This window comes from Mycobacterium sp. IDR2000157661 (assembly GCF_022317005.1).
GTDB lineage: Bacteria > Actinomycetota > Actinomycetes > Mycobacteriales > Mycobacteriaceae > Mycobacterium.
Map to the genome: position 1 here is coordinate 4,861,541 of NZ_CP081006.1, position 18,805 is coordinate 4,880,345.

At 69.7% G+C, this 18,805-nt stretch carries 19 protein-coding genes; 5 read left to right on the forward strand and 14 right to left on the reverse strand.

Annotated elements, in window-relative coordinates:
- Positions 1–10: 10 nt before the first annotated feature.
- From K3G64_RS24935 to K3G64_RS24950, 4 genes are all read right to left on the reverse strand, one after another.
- Positions 11–841 carry a lysophospholipid acyltransferase family protein gene (locus K3G64_RS24935; protein ID WP_238888244.1) on the reverse strand — a complete coding sequence of 277 codons (831 nt, stop codon included), beginning with the start codon at positions 839–841 and terminating at the stop codon, positions 11–13.
- A complete protein-coding gene (locus K3G64_RS24940) occupies positions 838–1,695 on the reverse strand; it encodes a GNAT family N-acetyltransferase (RefSeq protein WP_238888245.1) in 858 nt (285 codons plus the stop codon). Before K3G64_RS24940 ends, K3G64_RS24935 begins: the two co-directional genes overlap by 4 nt.
- 139 nt (positions 1,696–1,834) lie before the next feature.
- Positions 1,835–2,791 carry an electron transfer flavoprotein subunit alpha/FixB family protein gene (locus K3G64_RS24945; protein WP_238888246.1) on the reverse strand — a complete coding sequence of 319 codons (957 nt, stop codon included), beginning with the start codon at positions 2,789–2,791 and terminating at the stop codon, positions 1,835–1,837.
- A gap of 44 nt (positions 2,792–2,835) precedes the next feature.
- A complete protein-coding gene (locus tag K3G64_RS24950; RefSeq protein ID WP_238888247.1) occupies positions 2,836–3,627 on the reverse strand; it encodes an electron transfer flavoprotein subunit beta/FixA family protein in 792 nt (263 codons plus the stop codon).
- A gap of 196 nt (positions 3,628–3,823) precedes the next feature.
- Here K3G64_RS24950 and K3G64_RS24955 point away from each other — a divergent pair, with 196 nt between their 5' ends.
- The 3 genes from K3G64_RS24955 to K3G64_RS24965 all read left to right on the forward strand — a co-directional run bounded on the left by K3G64_RS24955 (position 3,824) and on the right by K3G64_RS24965 (position 7,456).
- Positions 3,824–4,600 (forward strand): class I SAM-dependent methyltransferase, encoded by a 777-nt coding sequence (locus K3G64_RS24955; protein ID WP_238888248.1) that lies wholly within the window; start codon positions 3,824–3,826, stop codon positions 4,598–4,600.
- Complete coding sequence (locus tag K3G64_RS24960; protein WP_238888249.1) at positions 4,597–6,120, forward strand: 1,4-alpha-glucan branching protein domain-containing protein; 1,524 nt, start codon at positions 4,597–4,599, stop codon at positions 6,118–6,120. The genes K3G64_RS24955 and K3G64_RS24960 overlap by 4 nt, the downstream gene beginning before the upstream one ends.
- Before the next feature lie 94 nt (positions 6,121–6,214).
- Positions 6,215–7,456, forward strand: coding sequence for a glycosyltransferase family 4 protein (locus K3G64_RS24965; RefSeq protein ID WP_238888250.1), 1,242 nt, complete (start codon positions 6,215–6,217; stop codon positions 7,454–7,456).
- Positions 7,457–7,465: 9 nt separating this feature from the next.
- On the opposite strand, the gene K3G64_RS24970 is transcribed toward K3G64_RS24965, so the two are convergent.
- Positions 7,466–8,203, reverse strand: a complete 738-nt coding sequence (locus K3G64_RS24970) for an acyltransferase (RefSeq protein ID WP_238888251.1) — start codon at positions 8,201–8,203, stop codon at positions 7,466–7,468.
- 83 nt (positions 8,204–8,286) lie between these two features.
- Here K3G64_RS24970 and K3G64_RS24975 point away from each other — a divergent pair, with 83 nt between their 5' ends.
- Positions 8,287–9,582 carry an outer membrane protein assembly factor BamB family protein gene (locus K3G64_RS24975; protein WP_238888252.1) on the forward strand — a complete coding sequence of 432 codons (1,296 nt, stop codon included), beginning with the start codon at positions 8,287–8,289 and terminating at the stop codon, positions 9,580–9,582.
- On the opposite strand, the gene K3G64_RS24980 is transcribed toward K3G64_RS24975, so the two are convergent.
- The 8 genes from K3G64_RS24980 to K3G64_RS25015 form a co-directional block, all read right to left on the reverse strand.
- Positions 9,579–10,466: an NmrA family NAD(P)-binding protein gene (locus K3G64_RS24980; protein WP_238888253.1), complete on the reverse strand. Its 888-nt coding sequence runs from the start codon at positions 10,464–10,466 to the stop codon at positions 9,579–9,581. The genes K3G64_RS24975 and K3G64_RS24980 overlap by 4 nt on opposite strands.
- Positions 10,467–10,481: 15 nt before the next feature.
- Positions 10,482–11,177, reverse strand: a complete 696-nt coding sequence (locus K3G64_RS24985; protein WP_238888254.1) for an esterase — start codon at positions 11,175–11,177, stop codon at positions 10,482–10,484.
- A gap of 98 nt (positions 11,178–11,275) precedes the next feature.
- Positions 11,276–12,445, reverse strand: coding sequence for a class I SAM-dependent methyltransferase (locus K3G64_RS24990; protein ID WP_441338862.1), 1,170 nt, complete (start codon positions 12,443–12,445; stop codon positions 11,276–11,278).
- A complete protein-coding gene (locus tag K3G64_RS24995) occupies positions 12,442–13,443 on the reverse strand; it encodes a class I SAM-dependent methyltransferase (RefSeq protein ID WP_238888255.1) in 1,002 nt (333 codons plus the stop codon). Before K3G64_RS24995 ends, K3G64_RS24990 begins: the two co-directional genes overlap by 4 nt.
- An 11-nt stretch (positions 13,444–13,454) precedes the next feature.
- A complete protein-coding gene (locus tag K3G64_RS25000) occupies positions 13,455–14,102 on the reverse strand; it encodes an enoyl-CoA hydratase (RefSeq protein WP_238888256.1) in 648 nt (215 codons plus the stop codon).
- A complete protein-coding gene (locus K3G64_RS25005) occupies positions 14,099–14,902 on the reverse strand; it encodes an NUDIX hydrolase (protein ID WP_238951001.1) in 804 nt (267 codons plus the stop codon). The genes K3G64_RS25000 and K3G64_RS25005 overlap by 4 nt, the downstream gene beginning before the upstream one ends.
- 50 nt (positions 14,903–14,952) lie before the next feature.
- Complete coding sequence (locus tag K3G64_RS25010; RefSeq protein WP_238888257.1) at positions 14,953–15,819, reverse strand: ABC transporter ATP-binding protein; 867 nt, start codon at positions 15,817–15,819, stop codon at positions 14,953–14,955.
- 60 nt (positions 15,820–15,879) lie between these two features.
- Positions 15,880–16,035: a hypothetical protein gene (locus K3G64_RS25015; protein ID WP_238888258.1), complete on the reverse strand. Its 156-nt coding sequence runs from the start codon at positions 16,033–16,035 to the stop codon at positions 15,880–15,882.
- A gap of 63 nt (positions 16,036–16,098) precedes the next feature.
- Between K3G64_RS25015 and yczR the strand changes: the two genes are divergently transcribed.
- Positions 16,099–17,541, forward strand: coding sequence for a MocR-like transcription factor YczR (gene yczR, locus K3G64_RS25020; RefSeq protein WP_238888259.1), 1,443 nt, complete (start codon positions 16,099–16,101; stop codon positions 17,539–17,541).
- A 10-nt stretch (positions 17,542–17,551) separates the two neighbouring features.
- Here yczR and serB read toward each other — a convergent pair whose 3' ends face one another.
- Positions 17,552–18,790 (reverse strand): phosphoserine phosphatase SerB, encoded by a 1,239-nt coding sequence (serB, locus tag K3G64_RS25025; RefSeq protein ID WP_238951003.1) that lies wholly within the window; start codon positions 18,788–18,790, stop codon positions 17,552–17,554.
- Positions 18,791–18,805: the final 15 nt, after the last annotated feature.

Below are 18,805 nucleotides of genomic sequence, written 5' to 3' on the forward strand. Positions count from 1 at the left end.
CGATTCTCGCTCAGGCCGCGAGCGCGTGCCCGGGCGACGGCCGGACAGTCTGCCCGCGAACTGCGACCGCGCAGCGGGCGGCGAGCTCGCGCCGGTCGGTGCCCGGAAGCTGCAGCGACTCCACATGCACGCGAGCCACCGTGCGTCTGGCCGTGATGAGCCGTCGGATGGACGCCAACAGCGTGTCGTCCCCGACGTAGGCGGCCACCGTCGACGGCCGCCCGTCGCGGTGGTGGTAGGTCAGCCGCAGCGGCTGCACCGGCCGGCCGGAGTCCACGGCGGCCTGGAACATCGCGGGCCGGAACTGCCCGTACGCCAACCCGCAGTAGGTGGTGCCCTCGGGGAATGCGACGACGGTCTGGCCGATACTCAACCGCTCCGCGACCGTGCGTACCACCTCGGGAAGCCGCCGCAGGTTGTCCCGCTCGATCGGAATCACCTTCATCAGCCGGGCGAGCAGCTCCAGCCCGGGCCAGCTGATCAGCTCCGCCTTGGCGACGAACCGCCCTGGCATCACCGCACCGATCGTGAAGATGTCGACCCAGGACACGTGATGACTGACCACGAGGACCCCCTGCAGGTTGCGAATCGGTCTACCGGACAAGGTGATTCGCACGCCCAGGCATCGGAGCATCAGCCGGCAGTACCGGCGCTGGACGTGCGAGCGACCGGGGGCAGGCAGCGCCAGCAGCGGTGCGGCCGCCAACAGCAGCACCGCGAACGTGGCGCGGGCGGTCACGCGCAGCGCGACGACCACACGATGTCCGGCGTCGGCAGCTCCTGCGGTGACGCAGCCGACGTCGCAGGACGCCTTGGGCACCCAGGAGTAGGCGGCGCTCACAGTGCCGTCCCGTCAGCCATCCCGTCGCCCATCGCGGTGGCCGCTCCGACCGATCTGAGCCTGCGCAGGTACCGGGTGTCGGCCCGGCGCTTGTCGAGCAGCGCCGGGAAGTCGCCGACCCCGAAGTCGGGGTCGTGTGCAGGCTCGCCGCAGACCTGGGCGCCGAGTCGCAGATATCCGCGCATGAGCGGCGGCACCGTGACCCTGGCCGGCGGCTCGATGTCGTCGAGATCCTTGCCGTCGACCGTCACGGGCCGGTAGGGGTGGACGGTGAACTGCGCGGGGGCGCCGTGGCGGCGGCGCACGAAGTCACGGACGCCGCGGATCTGGGCGCCGGGCGCCTCGTCGGCCGTCCCCAGCACCGGGACCGAGACGCAACCGGTCACGTAGTCGTAGCCGCAGCGGTCCAGGTAGGCCAGGATGCCGGCCCACATCAGGAGCACCACCGAGCCGTTGCGGTGATCGGCCCGTACCACCGCGCGGCCCATCTCGACCAGCGACGGACGCAGTGCGTCGAGACCGCGCACGTCGAACTCCGTTGCGGTGTACAGCCCACCGGCCGCGATCGCGCCCGCAGGCGGCAGCATCCGGTAACAGCCCACCAGTTCCCCCGAGGTGTCCTCGCGGACCAGCAGGTGATCGCAGTGCTCGTCGAACCGGTCGGCGTCACGGCCTACCTCGAAGCCCGGGCTGGCGCCCGAGACCGCGAACCCGGGCTCGGAGGTGAACACATCGTGACGGAGCCGCTGCCCGGCTTCGACGAGCGCAGCATCGGTGGACAGCAACAAGGTGTAGCGCGGCGCTGGTCCGCGGTCGACGTCGTCGGGGGCGATGAGTACAGAAGCAGTGCTCATGGCTGCACCGTCGCCCAGCCGCATCTCGTGACGGCGTCGAACAAGTGACGTGTCCGTGAACGGCACGAGAAGACGCAAAAACCCCCGACGCGCCAAAGGCGGATTGCGTGCGGGGGTCTCGCGACTGCTGTCGGGGAGGTCAGCCCTTGCGGGCCTTAATGGCCTCCGTCAGCTGTGGTGCGACCTTGAACAGGTCGCCGACGACGCCGAGGTCGGCGATCTCGAAGATCGGCGCCTCCTCGTCCTTGTTCACCGCGATGATCGTCTTGGACGTCTGCATACCGGCACGGTGCTGGATCGCCCCCGAGATGCCCAGGGCGATGTAGAGCTGCGGCGACACCGTCTTGCCGGTCTGGCCCACCTGGAACTGGCCCGGGTAGTAGCCGGAGTCGACCGCAGCGCGCGAGGCGCCAACGGCGCCGCTGAGCGAGTCAGCCAGTTCCTCGACCACCGAGAAGTTCTCGGCACTGCCGACACCGCGGCCACCGGAGACGACGACGGTCGCTTCGGTCAGCTCCGGACGGTCACCCTGGACTGCGGGCTCGCGCTTGGTGATCTTCGTCGCATTCTCGGCCTGTGCGGGCACCTCGACGGTGACGACCTCGCCGGCGCCGTCGGAGGGTTCGGCGTCCACCGATCCGGCGCGCAAGGTGATCACGGGCAGCTCGCCGGTCGCCTCGGCCTCGACGGTGAACGCACCACCGAAGATCGAGTGGACGGCCTTGCCGCCTTCCTGGACGTCGACGACGTCGGAGAGCACACCGGAACCGGTGCGCGCCGCCAAACGGCCGGCGATCTCCTTGCCGTCGGCGTTGGCCGACAACAGGACCGCGGCCGGCGATGCCGACTCGACCAGCGACGCCAGCACATCGACGTAGGGAGTGATGAGGTAGTTCTCGGCGTCCTCGGACTCCGCGACGTAGATCTTGGCGGCGCCGGCGGCCTTGAGACCGTCGATGAGCGGTTCGGCGGTGCCCGGCGCGCCGACGACGACGGCCGACGGCTCGCCCAGCTTGCGGGCAGCGGTGATCAGTTCCGAGGTGACCTTCTTCAACGCGCCTTCGGCGTGCTCGGCGAGCACGAGTACTTCAGCCATGAGTGTTCTTTCGTCCGTTGTGTGAGTACTGGAGCAATGCTCTGCTAGATGATCTTCTGCGCCACGAGGTACTCGGCGACCTTCGTGCCGCCCTCGCCCTCGTCGGTGACCTTCTCGCCCGCTGTCTTCGGCGGCTTCGGGGTCGAGGACAGCACCTTGGTGCCGGCGTTGGCGCCGCCGACCTCGTCGCCCTCCACGCCGATCTCGGCGAGCGTGAGCTTGGTCACTTCCTTCTTCTTGGCGGCCATGATGCCCTTGAAGGACGGGAAGCGCGGCTCGTTGATCTTCTCGTTCACGCTCACCACGGCCGGCAGTGAGGCCTCCAGCGTGAACAGGCCATCGTCGGTCTCGCGCTCGCCGATGACCTTGCCGTTCTCGACGCTCAGCTTGCGGACGTGGGTCAGCTGCGGCAAGCCGAGGTACTCGGCGATGATCGCCGGGACCGCGCCGCCCGTGCCGTCGGTGGCCTCGTTGCCGGCGATGACGAGCTCAGTGCCCTCGATGGTCCCCAGAGCGCGGGCGAGCGCCCAGCCGGTCTGCACCATGTCGGAGCCGTGCATGCCCTCGTCGACCAGATGCACGGCCTTGTCGGCGCCCATCGACAGTGCCTTGCGGATGGCCTCGGTGGCGCGCTCGGGACCCGCCGTCAGGACCGTCACGGTGCTGTCGCCGCCTTCGCGCTCCTTGATCAGCAGCGCTTCCTCGACGGCGCGCTCGTTGATCTCGTCGAGCACCGCATCGGCGGCCTCTCGGTCGAGCGTGTAGTCGCCGTCGGACAGCTTGCGCTCCGACCAGGTGTCAGGGACCTGTTTGATCAGGACCACGATGTTCGTCATGAGTTCGGTTCGTCCTCCTCGAAGAGGCCGGCCGGCCGGCCTGCTTTACCACGTTTGAAGCAACTACCACCATGTTACTCGCGGGTAACTTCTGGTGGCTCGCAGGAACACCATAGCTGGTCGAAGTTTGCGTTCTTGCAGCCCGTAGGCGGTGAACCGTTCGCCTTCGGGCCGATCCGCGTTAGCCTGCCTTTCAATGAGCGCCTCATTCCTCACCGACGGTTCGGACCTGCCTCTCACCGGCGAGCGCACGGTTCCGGGGTTGGCGGAGGAGAACTACTGGTTCCGCCGCCACGAGGTCGTCTACGCGCGACTGGCGGACCGTTGCGCCGGCCGCGACGTGCTCGAGGCGGGCTGCGGCGAGGGCTACGGCGCCGACCTCATCGCCTCCGTGGCCCGCCACGTCACCGGGTTGGACTACGACGAGGCCACCGTCAACCATGTGCGGGCCCGCTACCCACGGGTCGAGATGCGGCACGGGAACCTGGCGTCTCTGCCGCTCGGCGACGGCACCGTCGATGTCGTCGTCAACTTCCAGGTGATCGAGCACCTCTGGGACCAGGGTGGGTTCGTCGCCGAATGCCTGCGCGTGCTGCGGCCCGGCGGCGTGCTGCTGATGTCGACACCGAACCGCATCACCTTCTCCCCCGGTCGTGACACCCCGGTCAACCCGTTCCACACCCGCGAACTCGACGCCGCCGAATTGACGGAACTGCTGACCGCACAGGGGTTTTCACTGGAGGCGATGCTCGGCGTGTACCACGGGCCGCGACTGGCCGAGCTGGACGCCCGCCACGGCGGGTCGCTGATCGACGCCCAGATCGCCCGGGCGCTGGCCGACGCGCCGTGGCCCGCGGACCTGCTCGCCGACGTCGCGTCGGTCACGATCGACGACTTCGACCTGGTCGAGTCGGGGGACGGCCGCCACATTGATGACAGCCTCGACCTGGTGGCGATCGCGGTGCGCCCGTGACCACGAGCGAGCCCGTCCCGGGCGTCTTCACCCTCGTCCTGCACACCCACCTGCCGTGGTTGGCCCATCACGGCCGCTGGCCGGTCGGCGAAGAGTGGCTCTACCAGTCGTGGGCGGCGTCGTACCTGCCGTTGATGCGGGTGTTGCGCAGGCTGGCCGCCGAGGACCGCCGCCATCTGGTGACGCTCGGCATGACGCCGGTGGTGACGGCTCAGCTCGACGACCCGTACTGCCTGTCGGGTATGCACCACTGGCTGGCCAACTGGCAGCTTCGTGCCCTGGAGTCGACCACGTTGGCGGAGCCGTTGCGCCGGTTCGGTATTCGCGAACACGCCGAGGCCGGTCAGGCGCTCGACGACTTCGCCACCCTGTGGGCACACGGCGCCAGCCCGTTGCTGCGTTCCCTGATCGACGCCGGGACCATCGAACTGCTCGGCGGGCCGCTGGCGCATCCGTTCCAGCCGCTGCTGCATCCGCGGCTGCGGGAATTCGCACTGCGCGAGGGACTGGCCGACGCACGACAGCGGTTCGCCCACACCCCGGTAGGCATCTGGGCGCCCGAGTGCGCTTATGCGCCGGGGATGGAATCCGACTACGCCGCAGCGGGTATCGCGCATTTCATGGTCGACGGCCCGTCGTTGCACGGCGACACCGCGCTGGGCCGGCCGGTCGGGTCCTCCGACGTCGTCGCGTTCGGCCGCGACCTGCAGGTCAGCTACCGGGTGTGGTCGCCGAAGTCGGGCTACCCCGGCCACGCGGCCTATCGCGACTTCCACACCTACGACCACACGACCGGCCTCAAGCCGGCGCGCGTCACCGGCCGCAATGTGCCATCCGAGGGCAAGGCGCCGTACGACCCCGATCGCGCCGACCGCGCGATCGACGCCCACGTCGACGACTTCGTCGCGCTGGTGCGCCAGCGACTGCTCGACGAGAGCGAGCGCATCGGCAGGCCCGCACACGTCATCGCGGCGTTCGACACCGAACTGTTCGGACACTGGTGGTACGAGGGACCCGTGTGGCTCGAGCGGGTGCTGCGGGCGTTGCCGCGGGCGGGCGTGCGGATCGGTACGCTATCCGACGCCAAGGCCGACGGGTTCGTCGGCTCGCCGGTAGAATTACCCCCCAGCTCATGGGGTTCGGGCAAGGACTGGCAGGTGTGGGCCGGTGAGCAGGTGGCCGATCTGGTGCAGTTGAACGGCGAGGTCGTCGACACCGCGCTGACCGCCGTCGACAAGGCGCTCGGCCAGACCGACACCCCGCCTGCACGCAACTTCGTCGCCGACCAGATCCTGCGCGAGACGCTGCTCACGGTCTCGAGCGACTGGCCGTTCATGGTGAGCAAGGATTCGGCGGCCGACTACGCCCGCTACCGTGCGCATCTGCATGCGCACGCGACCCGTGAGATCGCCGACGCTCTCGCCTCCGGTCGTGGCGAGCAGGCGCAGCGACTCGCCGAAGGCTGGCACCGCGCCGACGGACTGTTCGGCGCCCTCGACGCCCGGCGGCTGCCGCGGTGACGCCCACCGACTTTTCCGCGAGCGTGCGTGTTTGCACTCGACACGCCGCGAAAATGCGTCACTACACGCACGCTCGGCAAGCGGTGAGCGTGCGATGAAGGTCCTGATGGTGTCGTGGGAGTACCCGCCGGTGGTCGTCGGCGGGTTGGGCCGACACGTCCACCACCTGGCCACCGCACTGGCCGAGGCGGATCACGAGGTCGTCGTGCTGAGCCGTCGTCCCACCGACACCGACCCGAGCACACATCCGTCCACCGACGAGATGGCCGAAGGCGTACGGGTGATCGCGGCGGCACAGGATCCGCACGAATTCGACTTCGCCGGCGACCTGATGGCATGGACGCTGGCGATGGGCCACGCGATGGTCCGCGCCGGTCTGGCCATCCGCGGGCCACGCGGCCGGCCGTGGTGCCCCGACGTGGTGCACGCCCACGACTGGCTGGTCGCCCACCCCGCCGTCGCACTCGCCCAGAGCTTCGATGTGCCACTGGTTTCCACCATCCACGCCACCGAAGCCGGCAGGCACTCGGGGTGGGTATCGGGCCGCATCAGCCGACAGGTGCACGCGATTGAGTCGTGGCTCGTGCACGAATCCGACTCGCTGATCACGTGTTCCCGGTCGATGAGCGACGAGATCAGCGAGCTGTTCGGCCCCGGGATCGCCGAGACTCGCGTCATTCGCAACGGAATCGACGTCGCGCGTTGGCCCTTCGCCGAACGCACACCTCGCACGGGCCCTGCGCAGCTGCTCTATCTCGGCCGTCTCGAGTACGAGAAGGGCATTCACGACGCCATCGCGGCCCTGCCCCGGATCCGGCGTACGCACCCCGGAACAACGTTGACCGTCGCAGGCGAGGGTACCCAGTTGGACTGGCTGATCGAGCAGGCGCGAAAGCACAAGGTGCTCAAGGCCGTGTCGTTCGTGGGCCAGCTCGGCCACGATGCGTTGGTGCGTGCGCTGCACACCGCCGACGCCGCCGTGCTGCCGAGCCGTTACGAGCCGTTCGGCATCGTCGCGCTCGAGGCGGCGGCGACAGGTGTTCCGCTGGTGGTCTCCGATGTCGGCGGTCTCGGTGAGGCGGTGCTCGACGGCGAGACCGGTGTGTCGTATCCGCCGCGCGATGTGGCCGCGCTGGCCGCCGCCGTTCGCACCGTGCTCGACGACCCGCAGACCGCTCAGCGGCGCGCCGTGGCCGCGCGCCAGCGGCTGACTTCGGAATTCGAATGGCATTGCATCGCAGGCGAAACCGCACAGGTGTATCTGGCGGCCAAGCGCCGCGAACGCGAACCGCACCGGCGGCGGATCATCGTCGAGCACGCCCTGCCGGGACGGTAGGGCTGCCGATCAGCGGGTGGCTTTCTTCCGCTCGATGTCGGCAAGGGCCGCGGCCAACTCGGCGCGCTGGGCCGCCGAGGTCTCCCATGCCAACTGGCGGTTCTTGACGATCTTCGCCGGTGCCCCGACCGCGATCGAGAAGTCCGGGATGTCCCCGCGCACCACCGCGTGCGAGCCGAGCACACACCCTCGTCCGATCATCGTGTTGCGCAACACGGTCACCTTGACGCCGACCCAGGTGTCCGGTCCGATCCGCACCGGGCCCTTGACGATGCCCTGGTCCTTGATCGGCACGTTGACGTCGTCCATGCGGTGGTCGAAGTCGCAGATGTAGCACCAGTCGGCCATCAGCACCGAGTCACCCAACTCGATGTCGAGGTAGGTGTTGATGACGTTGTCGCGGCCGAGCACCACCTTGTCGCCGAACCGCAGCGAGCCTTCGTGACAGCGGATCGTGTTCTTGTCGCCGATGTGCACCCACCGGCCGATCTCCATCGTCGACAGCTCCGGTGTCGCCTCGATCTCGACGCCCTTGCCGAGGAACACCATGCCGCGGGTGATGATGTGCGGGTTACGCAGTTTGAACTTCAGCAGCCGCCAGTAACGCACCAGGTACCACGGCGTGTAGGCGTGGTTGGCCAGCACCCATTTCAGCGAGGCCAGGGTGAGGAACTTGGCCTGCCGCGGGTCACGCAACCGCGAGCCACGCCAGCGCTTGTGCAGCGGCGCACCCCACATCGTCGTCATGGCCGGAAAGCCTACGCGAGGCCGCCCCACTCAAGCGGTTACCCTCACGTGGACTCATGTACGAGGACAGGAGAAAGGATCGAGTGTTCCGGCGATTGACCGTGCTGGCTGTGCTGGTCCTGACAGTGCTGTTCACGGCGACGGTGACAGGGTGCGGGAACACCGATTCGTGGGTCGAGGCCCGCGCCGCCGACGGCTGGCCAGCTCAGTACGGCGACGCCGCCAACCGCAGCTACGAGTCCACCGCGGGTGCCGACACACTGCGCCTCGAGTGGATCCGATCGGTCAAGGGCCAGCTCGCCGCCGCGGTGGCGCTGGGGTCCGGCAACTACCTGGCCGCCAATGCGCAGAGCGAGGCCGGGTGTTCGCTGATGGTCTGGGAGGCCGACAACGACGCCCGCCAGCGCTGGTGCACCCGGCTGGTGCAGGGCGGCGGCGCGTCGTCACCGTTGTTCGACGGCTTCGACAACCTGTACATCGGGCAGCCCGGCTCCATGCTCTCGTTCCCCTCGACGCAGTGGATTCGCTGGCGACGGCCCGTGATCGGGATGCCGACCACCGCGCGCATCCTCGACCCCGGCCACCTGCTCGTCGTCACCCACCTGGGCCAGGTGCTGGTGTTCGACGCCCACCGCGGCAACGTTGTCGGATCCCCGCTGGACCTGGTGGCCGGCCTCGATCCGACGGATTCCGAGCGCGGCCTGGCCGACTGCCGAACTGCCAGGGCGCGCTGCCCGGTGGCCGCAGCGCCGGCATTCTCGGCGGCGGGCAACACGATCGTGCTCAGCCTCTGGGAGCCGAACGCCGACGCGCCCATCCTGGTCGGGCTCCGCTATCAACCCGGGGATCCGCCGCAGGTCACCCAGGAGTGGACCAGCGACGCGGTCGGCGGCGGGCCGTTGGCCAGTCCCGTGCTGTCGGCCGACGGCGAAACCGTGTACGTCAACGGCCGCGACGAGAGGCTCTGGGCGCTCAACGCCGCCGACGGCTCGGCGAAGTGGTCGGTGCCGCTGGACTACCTCGCGCAGACCCCGCCGTCGGTCTCACCGGACGGGTTGGTGGTGGCCGGCGGTGGGCCCGGCGCGCAACTCGTCGGCATCAAGGACAACGGCGACGATGGTGAGGTGCTGTGGACCCGCGAGGACGTCACCCCGTTGTCGACCTCCAGCCGGGCGGGTGCCGACGTGGCGTACACCGTCGCTCGCGACGGCGAGCAGGGGCAGACGCTGCTGGTTTTCGACCCGGCCGACGGACGCACGCTCAACTCCTATCCGCTGCCGCGCGCGACCGGATGGCCGGTCGGCGTCTCCGTCGGTCAGGACCGCCGGGTCGTCACGGCGACCAGCGACGGGCAGGTCTACGGGTTCGCACCCGCCTAGGTCCACGCCCGCTCCCGCCACCGCCATGCGCTGTCGCGCAGGAACTCGGCCAATGTGCGCGGCGGCCGGCCGAGCAGGCGACACACCTCGTCGGTGATCGGCTGGTTGCGGCCCAGTCGGGTGAGCGTGTAGACCGCGCTCATGAATCCGATCGTGTCCCACCCCACGCCGCGAGCGCGCAGCCGACGGGCGAATCGCAGCAATCCCGGATCGGTGTAGGACACCCGGTGACCCAACTCGGCCGACAGCGCTGACGCGACCTCCGCCATCGTCAACGCGGCGGGACCGGTCAAATGGTGCACCACGTTTCGGTGGCTCTGCGGTTCGTTGAGCGCCGACACCGCGACAGCGGCCGCGTCGCGGGCGTCGAGGAAGGTGGTGCGGCCGTTCCCGGCGGGAATGAACAGCTCCCGGTGCTCGACGATGTCGACGCCGTGGGTGGAGATCTGCCGGTGCAGGTTCTGCATGAAGAAGCTGCAGCGCAGCACGGTCCATGTCATGGGGCCGTCGCGCAACGCCGACTCCACCGTGTGGTGCGGGATGAACCGCGCCCGGTCCGCGCCGAACACCGACACGTAGACCACATGCCTGCAGCCCGCGCGCAGCGCCGCCTCGATGAACGGAACGATGGCCCGCCGCGCCGCCCGGTTACCGGGCAGTGGGAACAGCAGGAACAACACCTCGACGCCGTCGAGGGCGCCCGGCCAGGTGGATTGGTCGAAGAAGTCCAGGGCCGCCACCTCGGCGGACGTGTCGGCGAGGCGGGTGCGCAGCGCGTCGGGATGGCGGCTGGCGACCCGCCACCCGGTAGCCGTCCCCGGCGCGGCCAGCAGGTCGACCAACTCCGCGCCCACGTGGCCGGAGGGCCCGGTGACCAACAGCACCGTCGAGGCGTCCGCTCAGAGCGCCAGCAGGGGCGCGACCGCCGCACGCGGCACCGTCGCCTGCACCGGTCCCGCGCCGTCGGCCAACAGCTCACCCTCGCTGAAGAAGAACGTCAATGAGTCATCGGTCAACGCGAAGTTCTGATAGTTGGCCGGGTCCAGTCCGGTCCCCTCCGGCACCGGGTCGACGATCCCCTGCTGGTTCTGCAGGTACCTGTTGATCTCGGGGTAGATGACGTCCAGCGGCTTGGACCCCGGCCGGAACAGCGTGTCGAACGTGATCGGCGCCTTCTTGCCGACGTTCCAGTTGAAGGCCTGGTAGTACGTCTGCGGGCGCTGCCCCCCGACGTTCTGCCAGACGGTGAACACCACGCTGCGGGTGCCGGCGGTGGGCGGACCCGAGCGGTACCCGACGCCCTCAGCGTCCAGTTCGTAGGGCCGGTTGTAGGTGTCGGGATCCTGGGCGACGTTGACGAAGCCGTCGCGGGCCTGGGTGAGGTAGGCGACGACCGGCCGCGCGTCCGGGTAGTCGTCGGGAAAGCTCATGTCGAGGGTGTACATCGGGTTCTGCACCTGAACGCGGCACATGCCATCCGCGTCGACGGCCCCCTGCAGGTCCAGGCATGCCGTCTGCGCCGCGGCCACCGGCACGCCGGTCGAGCCGGCGACAACAGCGGCTGCCAGCACGGCAGCCCACCTGGAAAAGCGCATCGTCTCAGAAGTCCTTCAGGTCGGCGCCGGTTCGGATACCGGCGCGTCACCGCCCAGGGTACGTGGCCGTCGAGCGCACATCGGGAAGAGCGGGAAATCTACCGCGACGGACGGCAGACGAATGCCGTTGCCTTGCTTGCCGCCCCGGTCCCGAGGCGCACGATGACGACCGACGCCCGCTGCGACCCGCGCAGCCGCAGCCGCGGCCGCAGCGCGTCCGGGTCCACCGCGACGCCGCGCACCAGGATCTCGACCGCGCCGACGTCGTGGGCCGAAAGCGCCTGGCGCAGCCGCCGTTCGCTGTAGGCGAGCGCGTCGATCACCTCGAAACCGCGTACGCCGTCGGGTAGACGGTCCCCGGAAAGGTAGGCGATGTCACGGTCGAGCTGCCACAGGCCGTGCCGGGCGGCGTACTGGCGCACCAGCCCCGCGCGCACGACGGCGCCGTCGGGCTCGACGATCCACCGGCCCGCGGGCGCGACCGCGCACTCGTCGGGCTCGGCGTCGGTGATGTCCTCCCCGGTGTCGAGAACCGTGGCCCGGCGGCGCACACCGGGCTGCGCCAGACCTGCCGACCACAGACACGCCTCCCGGACGCTGCCGCCCAGCGACGTGATCTCGATCTCACCGGCGAAGCCCAGTGCCACCACGGCGTCGAAGTCGACTCCGGGAGCACACTTCACGACCGTCTCGCGGGCGCGGTACACCTCGAGCAGGGCGTCCAGCGCGGGCGTGTAGGCGCGCGGGTCGAATCGGCGCCGCCCGGCGCTGCGCCGCGCCGGATCCAGCACGACGACCGAGTCGCGGGTGATCGGACGCAACGCGTCGGCCCGGCAGAGCGCCACCCCCGCGACATTGTGCCGGGCCATCGCCAGCCGGACGGGGTCGATGTCGCTGCCGACAAGGAGCTCAGCCGAGTCCCGAAGGTGCGCAAGCTCGGTGCCGATCGAGCAGGTCGCATCGTGCACGCGCGCGCCGGCCAGCCGGCGGGCCCGGTGCCGGGAGACCGGCTCGGCGGTGGCCTGCTGCAGCGCCTCGTCGGTGAACAGCCAACCGTGGGCGTGCGGCAGTTTGGCGGCGGCTCGCCGGCGCAGCACCGTCGTCTCCACCAGTGCCGCAGCACGCCGGCCGAACTGCGAACGCACCCAGTCGATGTCGCTGACCAAGCTGGCGTCGGTCAGTTCCAGCGCGGCGACCGCCGCCAACGCCTGCGAACCGGCCTCGCTGCGCAGATAGCCGACGTCCTCGACCGAGAACGCGACGGTCATTCCGCGGCTGGCTTGACCCCGGTCACCATCACGTTGTAGAACCAGCCCTTCGGCACGACCTGCCGCCAGATGGTGTGATCCACCCACGACAACGCGATCCAGCTGTTGAAGGCGAACTTGGCCCAGCCCCAGCCCAGTCGACCCGGGGGCACCGCAGCCTCGAAGGTGCGCAGCGGCCAGCCGAGCATCGCGGCGGTGAACTCGGTGGTGGCGGTCGAGACGTCGACGGCGCCTGCGTTGCCCGCCATGCGCTCCAGGTCGGCGGGCGAAAACGTGTGCAGGTCGACGATCGCCTCCAACGCCGCCGCCCGCGACGACTCGTCGAGTTCGGCCCGCGGCCGGCGCCATCCCGACAGGCCCGGCAGTCTCGTCACGTTGGTGACGGCTCGCCAGGTCAGCGTCGACAACGGCCGGGCGTAGTTCTCCCCGGCGTTCGTCGGCTCGCCGGCGAAGATGAACCGTCCGCCGGGCTTGAGCACTCGGACCACTTCGCGCAGTGACTGTACGACATCGGGGATGTGGTGCAGCACGGCGTGTCCGACCACGAGGTCGAAGCTGTCGTCGTCGTACGGGATGCCCTCGGCGTCAGCGACCCGGCCGTCCACATCCAGTCCGAGGTTCTCGCCGTTGCGCACGGCCACCTTCACCATGCCCGGCGACAGATCGGTGACCGAACCGCGCCGCGCGACCCCGGCCTGGATCAGGTTGAGCAGAAAGAAGCCGCTGCCGCAGCCCAACTCCAGCGCGTTGTCGTAGGGCAGTTCGCGCTGCTCGGAGTAGGGCACCGTCGCGTCGAACAGGTCGCGCGCATAGTCCACGCAGCGCTTGTCGTAGGAGATCGACCACTTCTCGTCGTAGCTCTCGGCCTCCCAGTCGTGGTAGAGCACCTGCGCGAGCTTGGAGTCGTGGCGGGCGGCCTCCACCTGTTCCGCGGTGGCGTGCGGGTTCGGCGCCGGAGCCGCTTCGGCGACATCGGATCGGCGATCGGTGGTCGTCATAACAGGGCAGCCTAGAGGCCGAACGTGGCCTTGGCGGCAGCCAGTACCCGCGGCGGATGCTCGACGAACCGCCGCGCCCAGGCCACCGCCGCGTCGTAGACCGCGTCCGGCGCGCTCAGCTCGTCGATCAGGCCGAGCGCCAGCGCCTCCTTGGCATCGACGAAGCGGCCGCTGTAGACCAGGTCCTTGGCCTTGCTCAGGCCGACGGCCCCGGCCAGCCGGGAAGTGCCGCCGGCGGGCACCAGCCCGGCGAGGATCTCGGTCACGCCGAATTTGGCGTTGTCACCGGACACTCGCCAGTCGGCCGCCAGCGCCAGCGTCAGGCCGCCGCCCAGCGCGTAGCCGGTGATGGCGGCGACGGTGGGTCTTGGGATGGCGGTGACGGCGTCGATCGCCAGTCGGCAGTCGCGCGCGGCCAGCGCGGACTCGTCGGCGTTCAGTGTCCGCAGTTCGGGGACGTCGTCGCCGGCGGAGAAGATCTCGTGCCCGCCGAAGAGGATCACCGCGTGGATGTCCTCACGACCGCCCAGGGAGGTTGCGGCGCCCACCAGCTCCCGGTACACCTGCCGGGTCAGCGCGTTGGTCGGCGGCCGCGAGAGCAGCAGCGTGGCGACGCCGGGCTGGCTGTCGCTGGTGTGGACGGAGACGAACTCGCTCATGTCGGCCGCGCGCCGCGTCCGTAACCCTCGGGTGCGCGGCGGTTACGCGCGGCGTTGTACCGGTCGCTGTTGAAGAACTCGATCTCCCAGTTGCCGGTGTCCTCGTTCGCCGCCAGGTGCGGCTCCACCGCGAAGATCTGGCGTTCGACGGCCAGCACCTCGGCGACGGTGCGGCCGTTGAGCGAGTCCAGCTGCGTCCAGGTGGGCGGCAGCAGGAAGGTGCGCCCGTCGGCGAAGTCGTCGAGTCCCTGCTGCGGGGTGATCCAGTCGGCCCTGTCGGTCTCGGTGTTGTCGCCGTCGGCCAGCTGGCCGTCCGGGATGGCGCCGACGAAGAAGTAGGTGTCGTAGCGGCGGGTGCGCTCCTCCTTCGGCGTCACCCAGTTCGCCCACGGCCGCAGCAGGTCCGCGCGCAGCATGAGGTTCTCGGCTCGCAGGAAGTCGGCGAAGGACAACGACCGGTCCACCAGCGCCGCCCGCTGCCTGCCGTAGACCGAGGCGTCGTCGACGAGCTTGTCGGGATCGTCGGCCGCGCCGGCGAACAGCACGCCCGACTCCTCGAAGGTCTCGCGCGCCGCGGCGCACACCAGCGCCTGGGCCAGGTCGGTCTCGATACCGAACCGCTCGGCCCACCAGGCGGGTTCGGGTCCGAACCAGGCGATGTCGGCGTTGCGGTCCCGGTCGTCGACGCCACCGCCGGGGAAAACCATCACCCCCGCGACGAAGTCCATCGCCGAGTGTCGACGCATCAAGAACACCTCGAGTCGCCCGGCATCGCCGGCGCGGCTGTCCCGGATCAGCATGACGGTCGCGGCCGGCCGCGGGGTCAGCGGTTGTTCGGCTGCTTCTTCTGTCACGCCCGTCTCCTGTGCGCCGCCCGGGTCCTGGCGCGCCGCGCGAAGTACCTGCCGTCGGACACCTCGAGCGCGATCGCCTGGCCGAACGCCTTGGACAGGTTGTCGGCGGTCAGCACGTCGGGCAGCAGACCGGAGGCCACGGTCTTGCCCTCGGACAGGATCAGCCCGTGCGAGAAGCCGCGTGGGATCTCCTCGACATGGTGGGTCACCAGCACCATCGCGGGCGAGTCCGCGTCGGCGGCCAGGTCTTCGAGCCGCGCCAGCAGTTCCTCGCGCCCGCCGAGATCCAGGCCCGCGGCAGGCTCGTCGAGCAGGAGCAGTTCGGGGTCGGTCATCATCGACCGCGCGATCAACACCCGCTTGCGCTCGCCTTCGGACAGTGTGCCGTACATCCGCTCGGCCAGGTGCTCGGCGCCGACGCTTTCCAGCATGTCGACCGCCTGCTCGTAGTCCCTGTCGTCGTACTGCTCGCGCCAGCGGCCCATGACCGCGTAGCCGGCGGACACCACCAGGTCGCGGACCACTTCGCCGTCGGGCACCCGCTGCGACAGCGCCGAACTGCTGAGCCCGACCCGCGCCCGCAGCTCGGACATGTCGGTCCGGCCCAACCGCTCGCCCAGCACGAACGCGGTTCCCGACGACGGATGCTCGAGCGCGGCGGCGATGCGCAACAGCGACGTCTTGCCCGCTCCGTTGGGCCCGATGACCACCCAGCGTTCGTCGAGTTCCACCGACCAGGTGATCGGACCGACGAGGGTCTGACCGCCACGCCGCAAAGTCACCTTCGCGAAGTCGATCAGCAGGTCGGGGTCGACTGCATCTCCTTCGGCGACAGGCACCCGACCATCGTAGTGAAGCGCCATCGGCGTGATTGCGTGCGCCCAGCGCTCGTTTTCATACCCACTTCGCCCACCGGCGCGCCGCTACGCGTGGTGCGGGAAGCGCATCCGAATGAGGTCCAGTTCCCGGGCCGTGCGTTCGGCGTCGCGGTCCAGGCAGTCCACGTAGGAGTCGGGCGCCTGCCAGCTGAGCAGATCGGTCAGCCGATGCCCCAAACGAGGTATCCAGTTCATGCTCATGGCCTCGATAGTCGCCGTCCAGTGGCTTGCTTATCAATAGCCAGTTGACCCATACTGGCCTCAATGACTCTCGATATCACCGCCCGCGCCCTCGATGTGGACCTGTTGGCTCGCGAGCTGGGCAACTGGCGGACGTCCAGTCGATCCGGTCCGGCCTACCAGGGGTTGGCCGACGCGATCCGGCTGTTGATCATCGACGGCCGACTGCCCGTCGCGGCCCGCCTGCCCAGCGAGCGCGCACTCGCCGACACACTGCGGGTGTCGCGGACCACCGTCACCGCGGCCTACACCCAACTGCGCGAAGACGGCTACCTCAACGCTCGCCGTGGCGCCCGCAGCACCACCGCGCTGCCGGTGGCACCCGCGCTGAGCCCCGACTCCGCCCCCGCCTCGGTGAGCCTGGCCGCCGCGGCGCTGTCCGCTCCGGCGGCCGCGGTGCTGGAGGCTTTCGGCGAGGCGACCCAGGACCTGGCGCCCTATCTGCACGCCCCGGGCCACGAGCTGGTGGGCGTACCCGCCCTCCGCCAGGCCATCGCCGAAAGGTATTGCGAGCGAGGGCTTCCCACTGAAGCCGACGAAGTCATGGTGACCACCGGAGCGCTGCATGCCATCGGCCTGATCCTGGCCACCTATGCTCAGGCGGGCGATCGGGTGCTGGTCGAGCAGCCCACGTACCACGGTGCGCTGTCGGCGATGACGACCTCGGGCGTGCGACCGGTGCCCGTGGCGATGACCGACGACGGCTGGGATCTCGACGCGCTGCGGGCCGTTGTCCATCAACTATCACCGAGCCTGGCCTACCTGATCCCCGACAATCAGAACCCGACCGGCATGACGATGTCCGCCGCCGACCGAAAACGGTTGGCCCGCATCATCTCCGAGACCCGCACCCGCACCGTCATCGACGAGACCATTCTCGACATGTGGCTCGACGAGCCGACACCGGGACCCGTCGCCGCTGAAGTGACGTCGCGGCGCGACCTCGTCTTGACGGTGGGATCGATGTCGAAGTCGTTTTGGGGCGGCCTGCGGGTCGGATGGATCCGCGCCGAACGTGCCACCATCGCTACCATCGCCGCGTTGCGCCCCTCCATCGACATGGGCACAGCCGTTCTCGAACAGTACGCCGCAGCAAGGCTTCTCGCGCGCCGCGAGGAGGTGCTGCCCGAACGCCGGCAGATCCTGCGCGAGCGTCGCGCCCACCTGCAGTCGCTGTTGAGCGAGCACCTGCCCGACTGGCAGCCCGGTCCTGGCGTCGGCGGCATGTCGCTGTGGGTGCGGCTGCCCGCGCCGATGAGCACCGCGCTGTCGGCGGCGGCGTCGCGGCTGGGGCTGGACCTGCCCGCGGGGCCGCGATTCGGCGTCGACGGCACCCTCGAGCGATTCGTCCGGGTGCCCTACGCCCTGCCCGAGGACCAGTTGACCGAGGCGGTGGAGCTGCTCGCCAGGGCCTGGCACAGTGTCACCGGTTCTTCGGCGCCGGAGCCGACGACCGTGGTGGTCTGAATCCGGGGCGTCAGTCCGGGATGTCGACGCGGCGCACCACACCGTCGATGGCGTCGGCCGCCTCGATCTCGCCGCGGGTGACGCCCAACAGGAACAGCACGGTGTCCAGATAGGGATGGCTCAGCGACGCGTCGGCGACCTCGCGCAGCGCCGGCTTGGCGTTGAAGGCCACGCCCAGTCCGGCGGCGGCGAGCATATCCATGTCGTTGGCGCCGTCGCCGACCGCGACGGTCTGCTCCATCGGCACCCCGGCCTGTTGGGCGAAGTCGCGCAGCGCCTTGGCCTTTCCGGGTCGGTCGATGACGTCGCCGACCACCCGGCCGGTGAGCTTGCCGTCGACGATCTCCAGCTCGTTGGCCGCGACGAAGTCCATCATCAACTCGTTGGCCAGTGGCTCGATCACCTGGCGGAAACCGCCCGAGACGATGCCGCAGTGATAGCCCAGCCGCCGCAGCGTGCGCAGTGTGGTGCGGGCACCGGGGGTGAGCTCGATCTGCTCGGCGACATCGTCGAGCACCGATGCCGGCAACCCCGCGAGCGTGGCCACCCGGCGGTGCAGCGACTCGGCGAAATCGAGTTCACCGCGCATCGCCGCCTCGGTCACCTCCGCGACCGCGGCTTCGGCTCCCACCCGCGCGGCCAGCATCTCGATCACCTCGCCCTGGATCAGCGTCGAGTCGACGTCGAAGACGATCAGCCGCTTGGCCCGCCGCGAGAGGCTGTAGTCCTCGAGCGCGATGTCGATCTCCTCGGCAACCGCGACCCGGGCCAGCGTCTTCTGCAGCTGCTCGTAGTCGGCACCGGCGGGCACCGACACCCTCAGCTCCAATCCCGTTACCGGATAGTCCGATACGCCCCGGATGGTGTCGATGTTGACGCCCAGTTCGGCGACCTCGCGGGCCACCACCCCGAACGCCTCTGCGGTGATCGGACGGCCGAGGACGACGATGGTGTGCGTGGACGGCTCGCGCAGCACCGGCATGCTGTCGCTGGGCTCGATCGTGACGTCGAGGCCGACGCCGTTGATCGCCGAGGTCACCTCGTCGCGCAGCTCAGCACCAGCGGCGACCTCCGCCGGGCCGGCGACCAGGACACCCAGTGTCAACCTGCCCCGGACCACGACCTGCTCGACGTTGAGCAGGTCGACCTTGTGCCGCGACAGCACCTCGAACAGCGCCGAGGTGACGCCCGGCTGATCGCGTCCGGTGACGGTGATCAGCAGCGACGACCGGTCTCGCGACGAGGCGATCACAGTCTCGAGCGC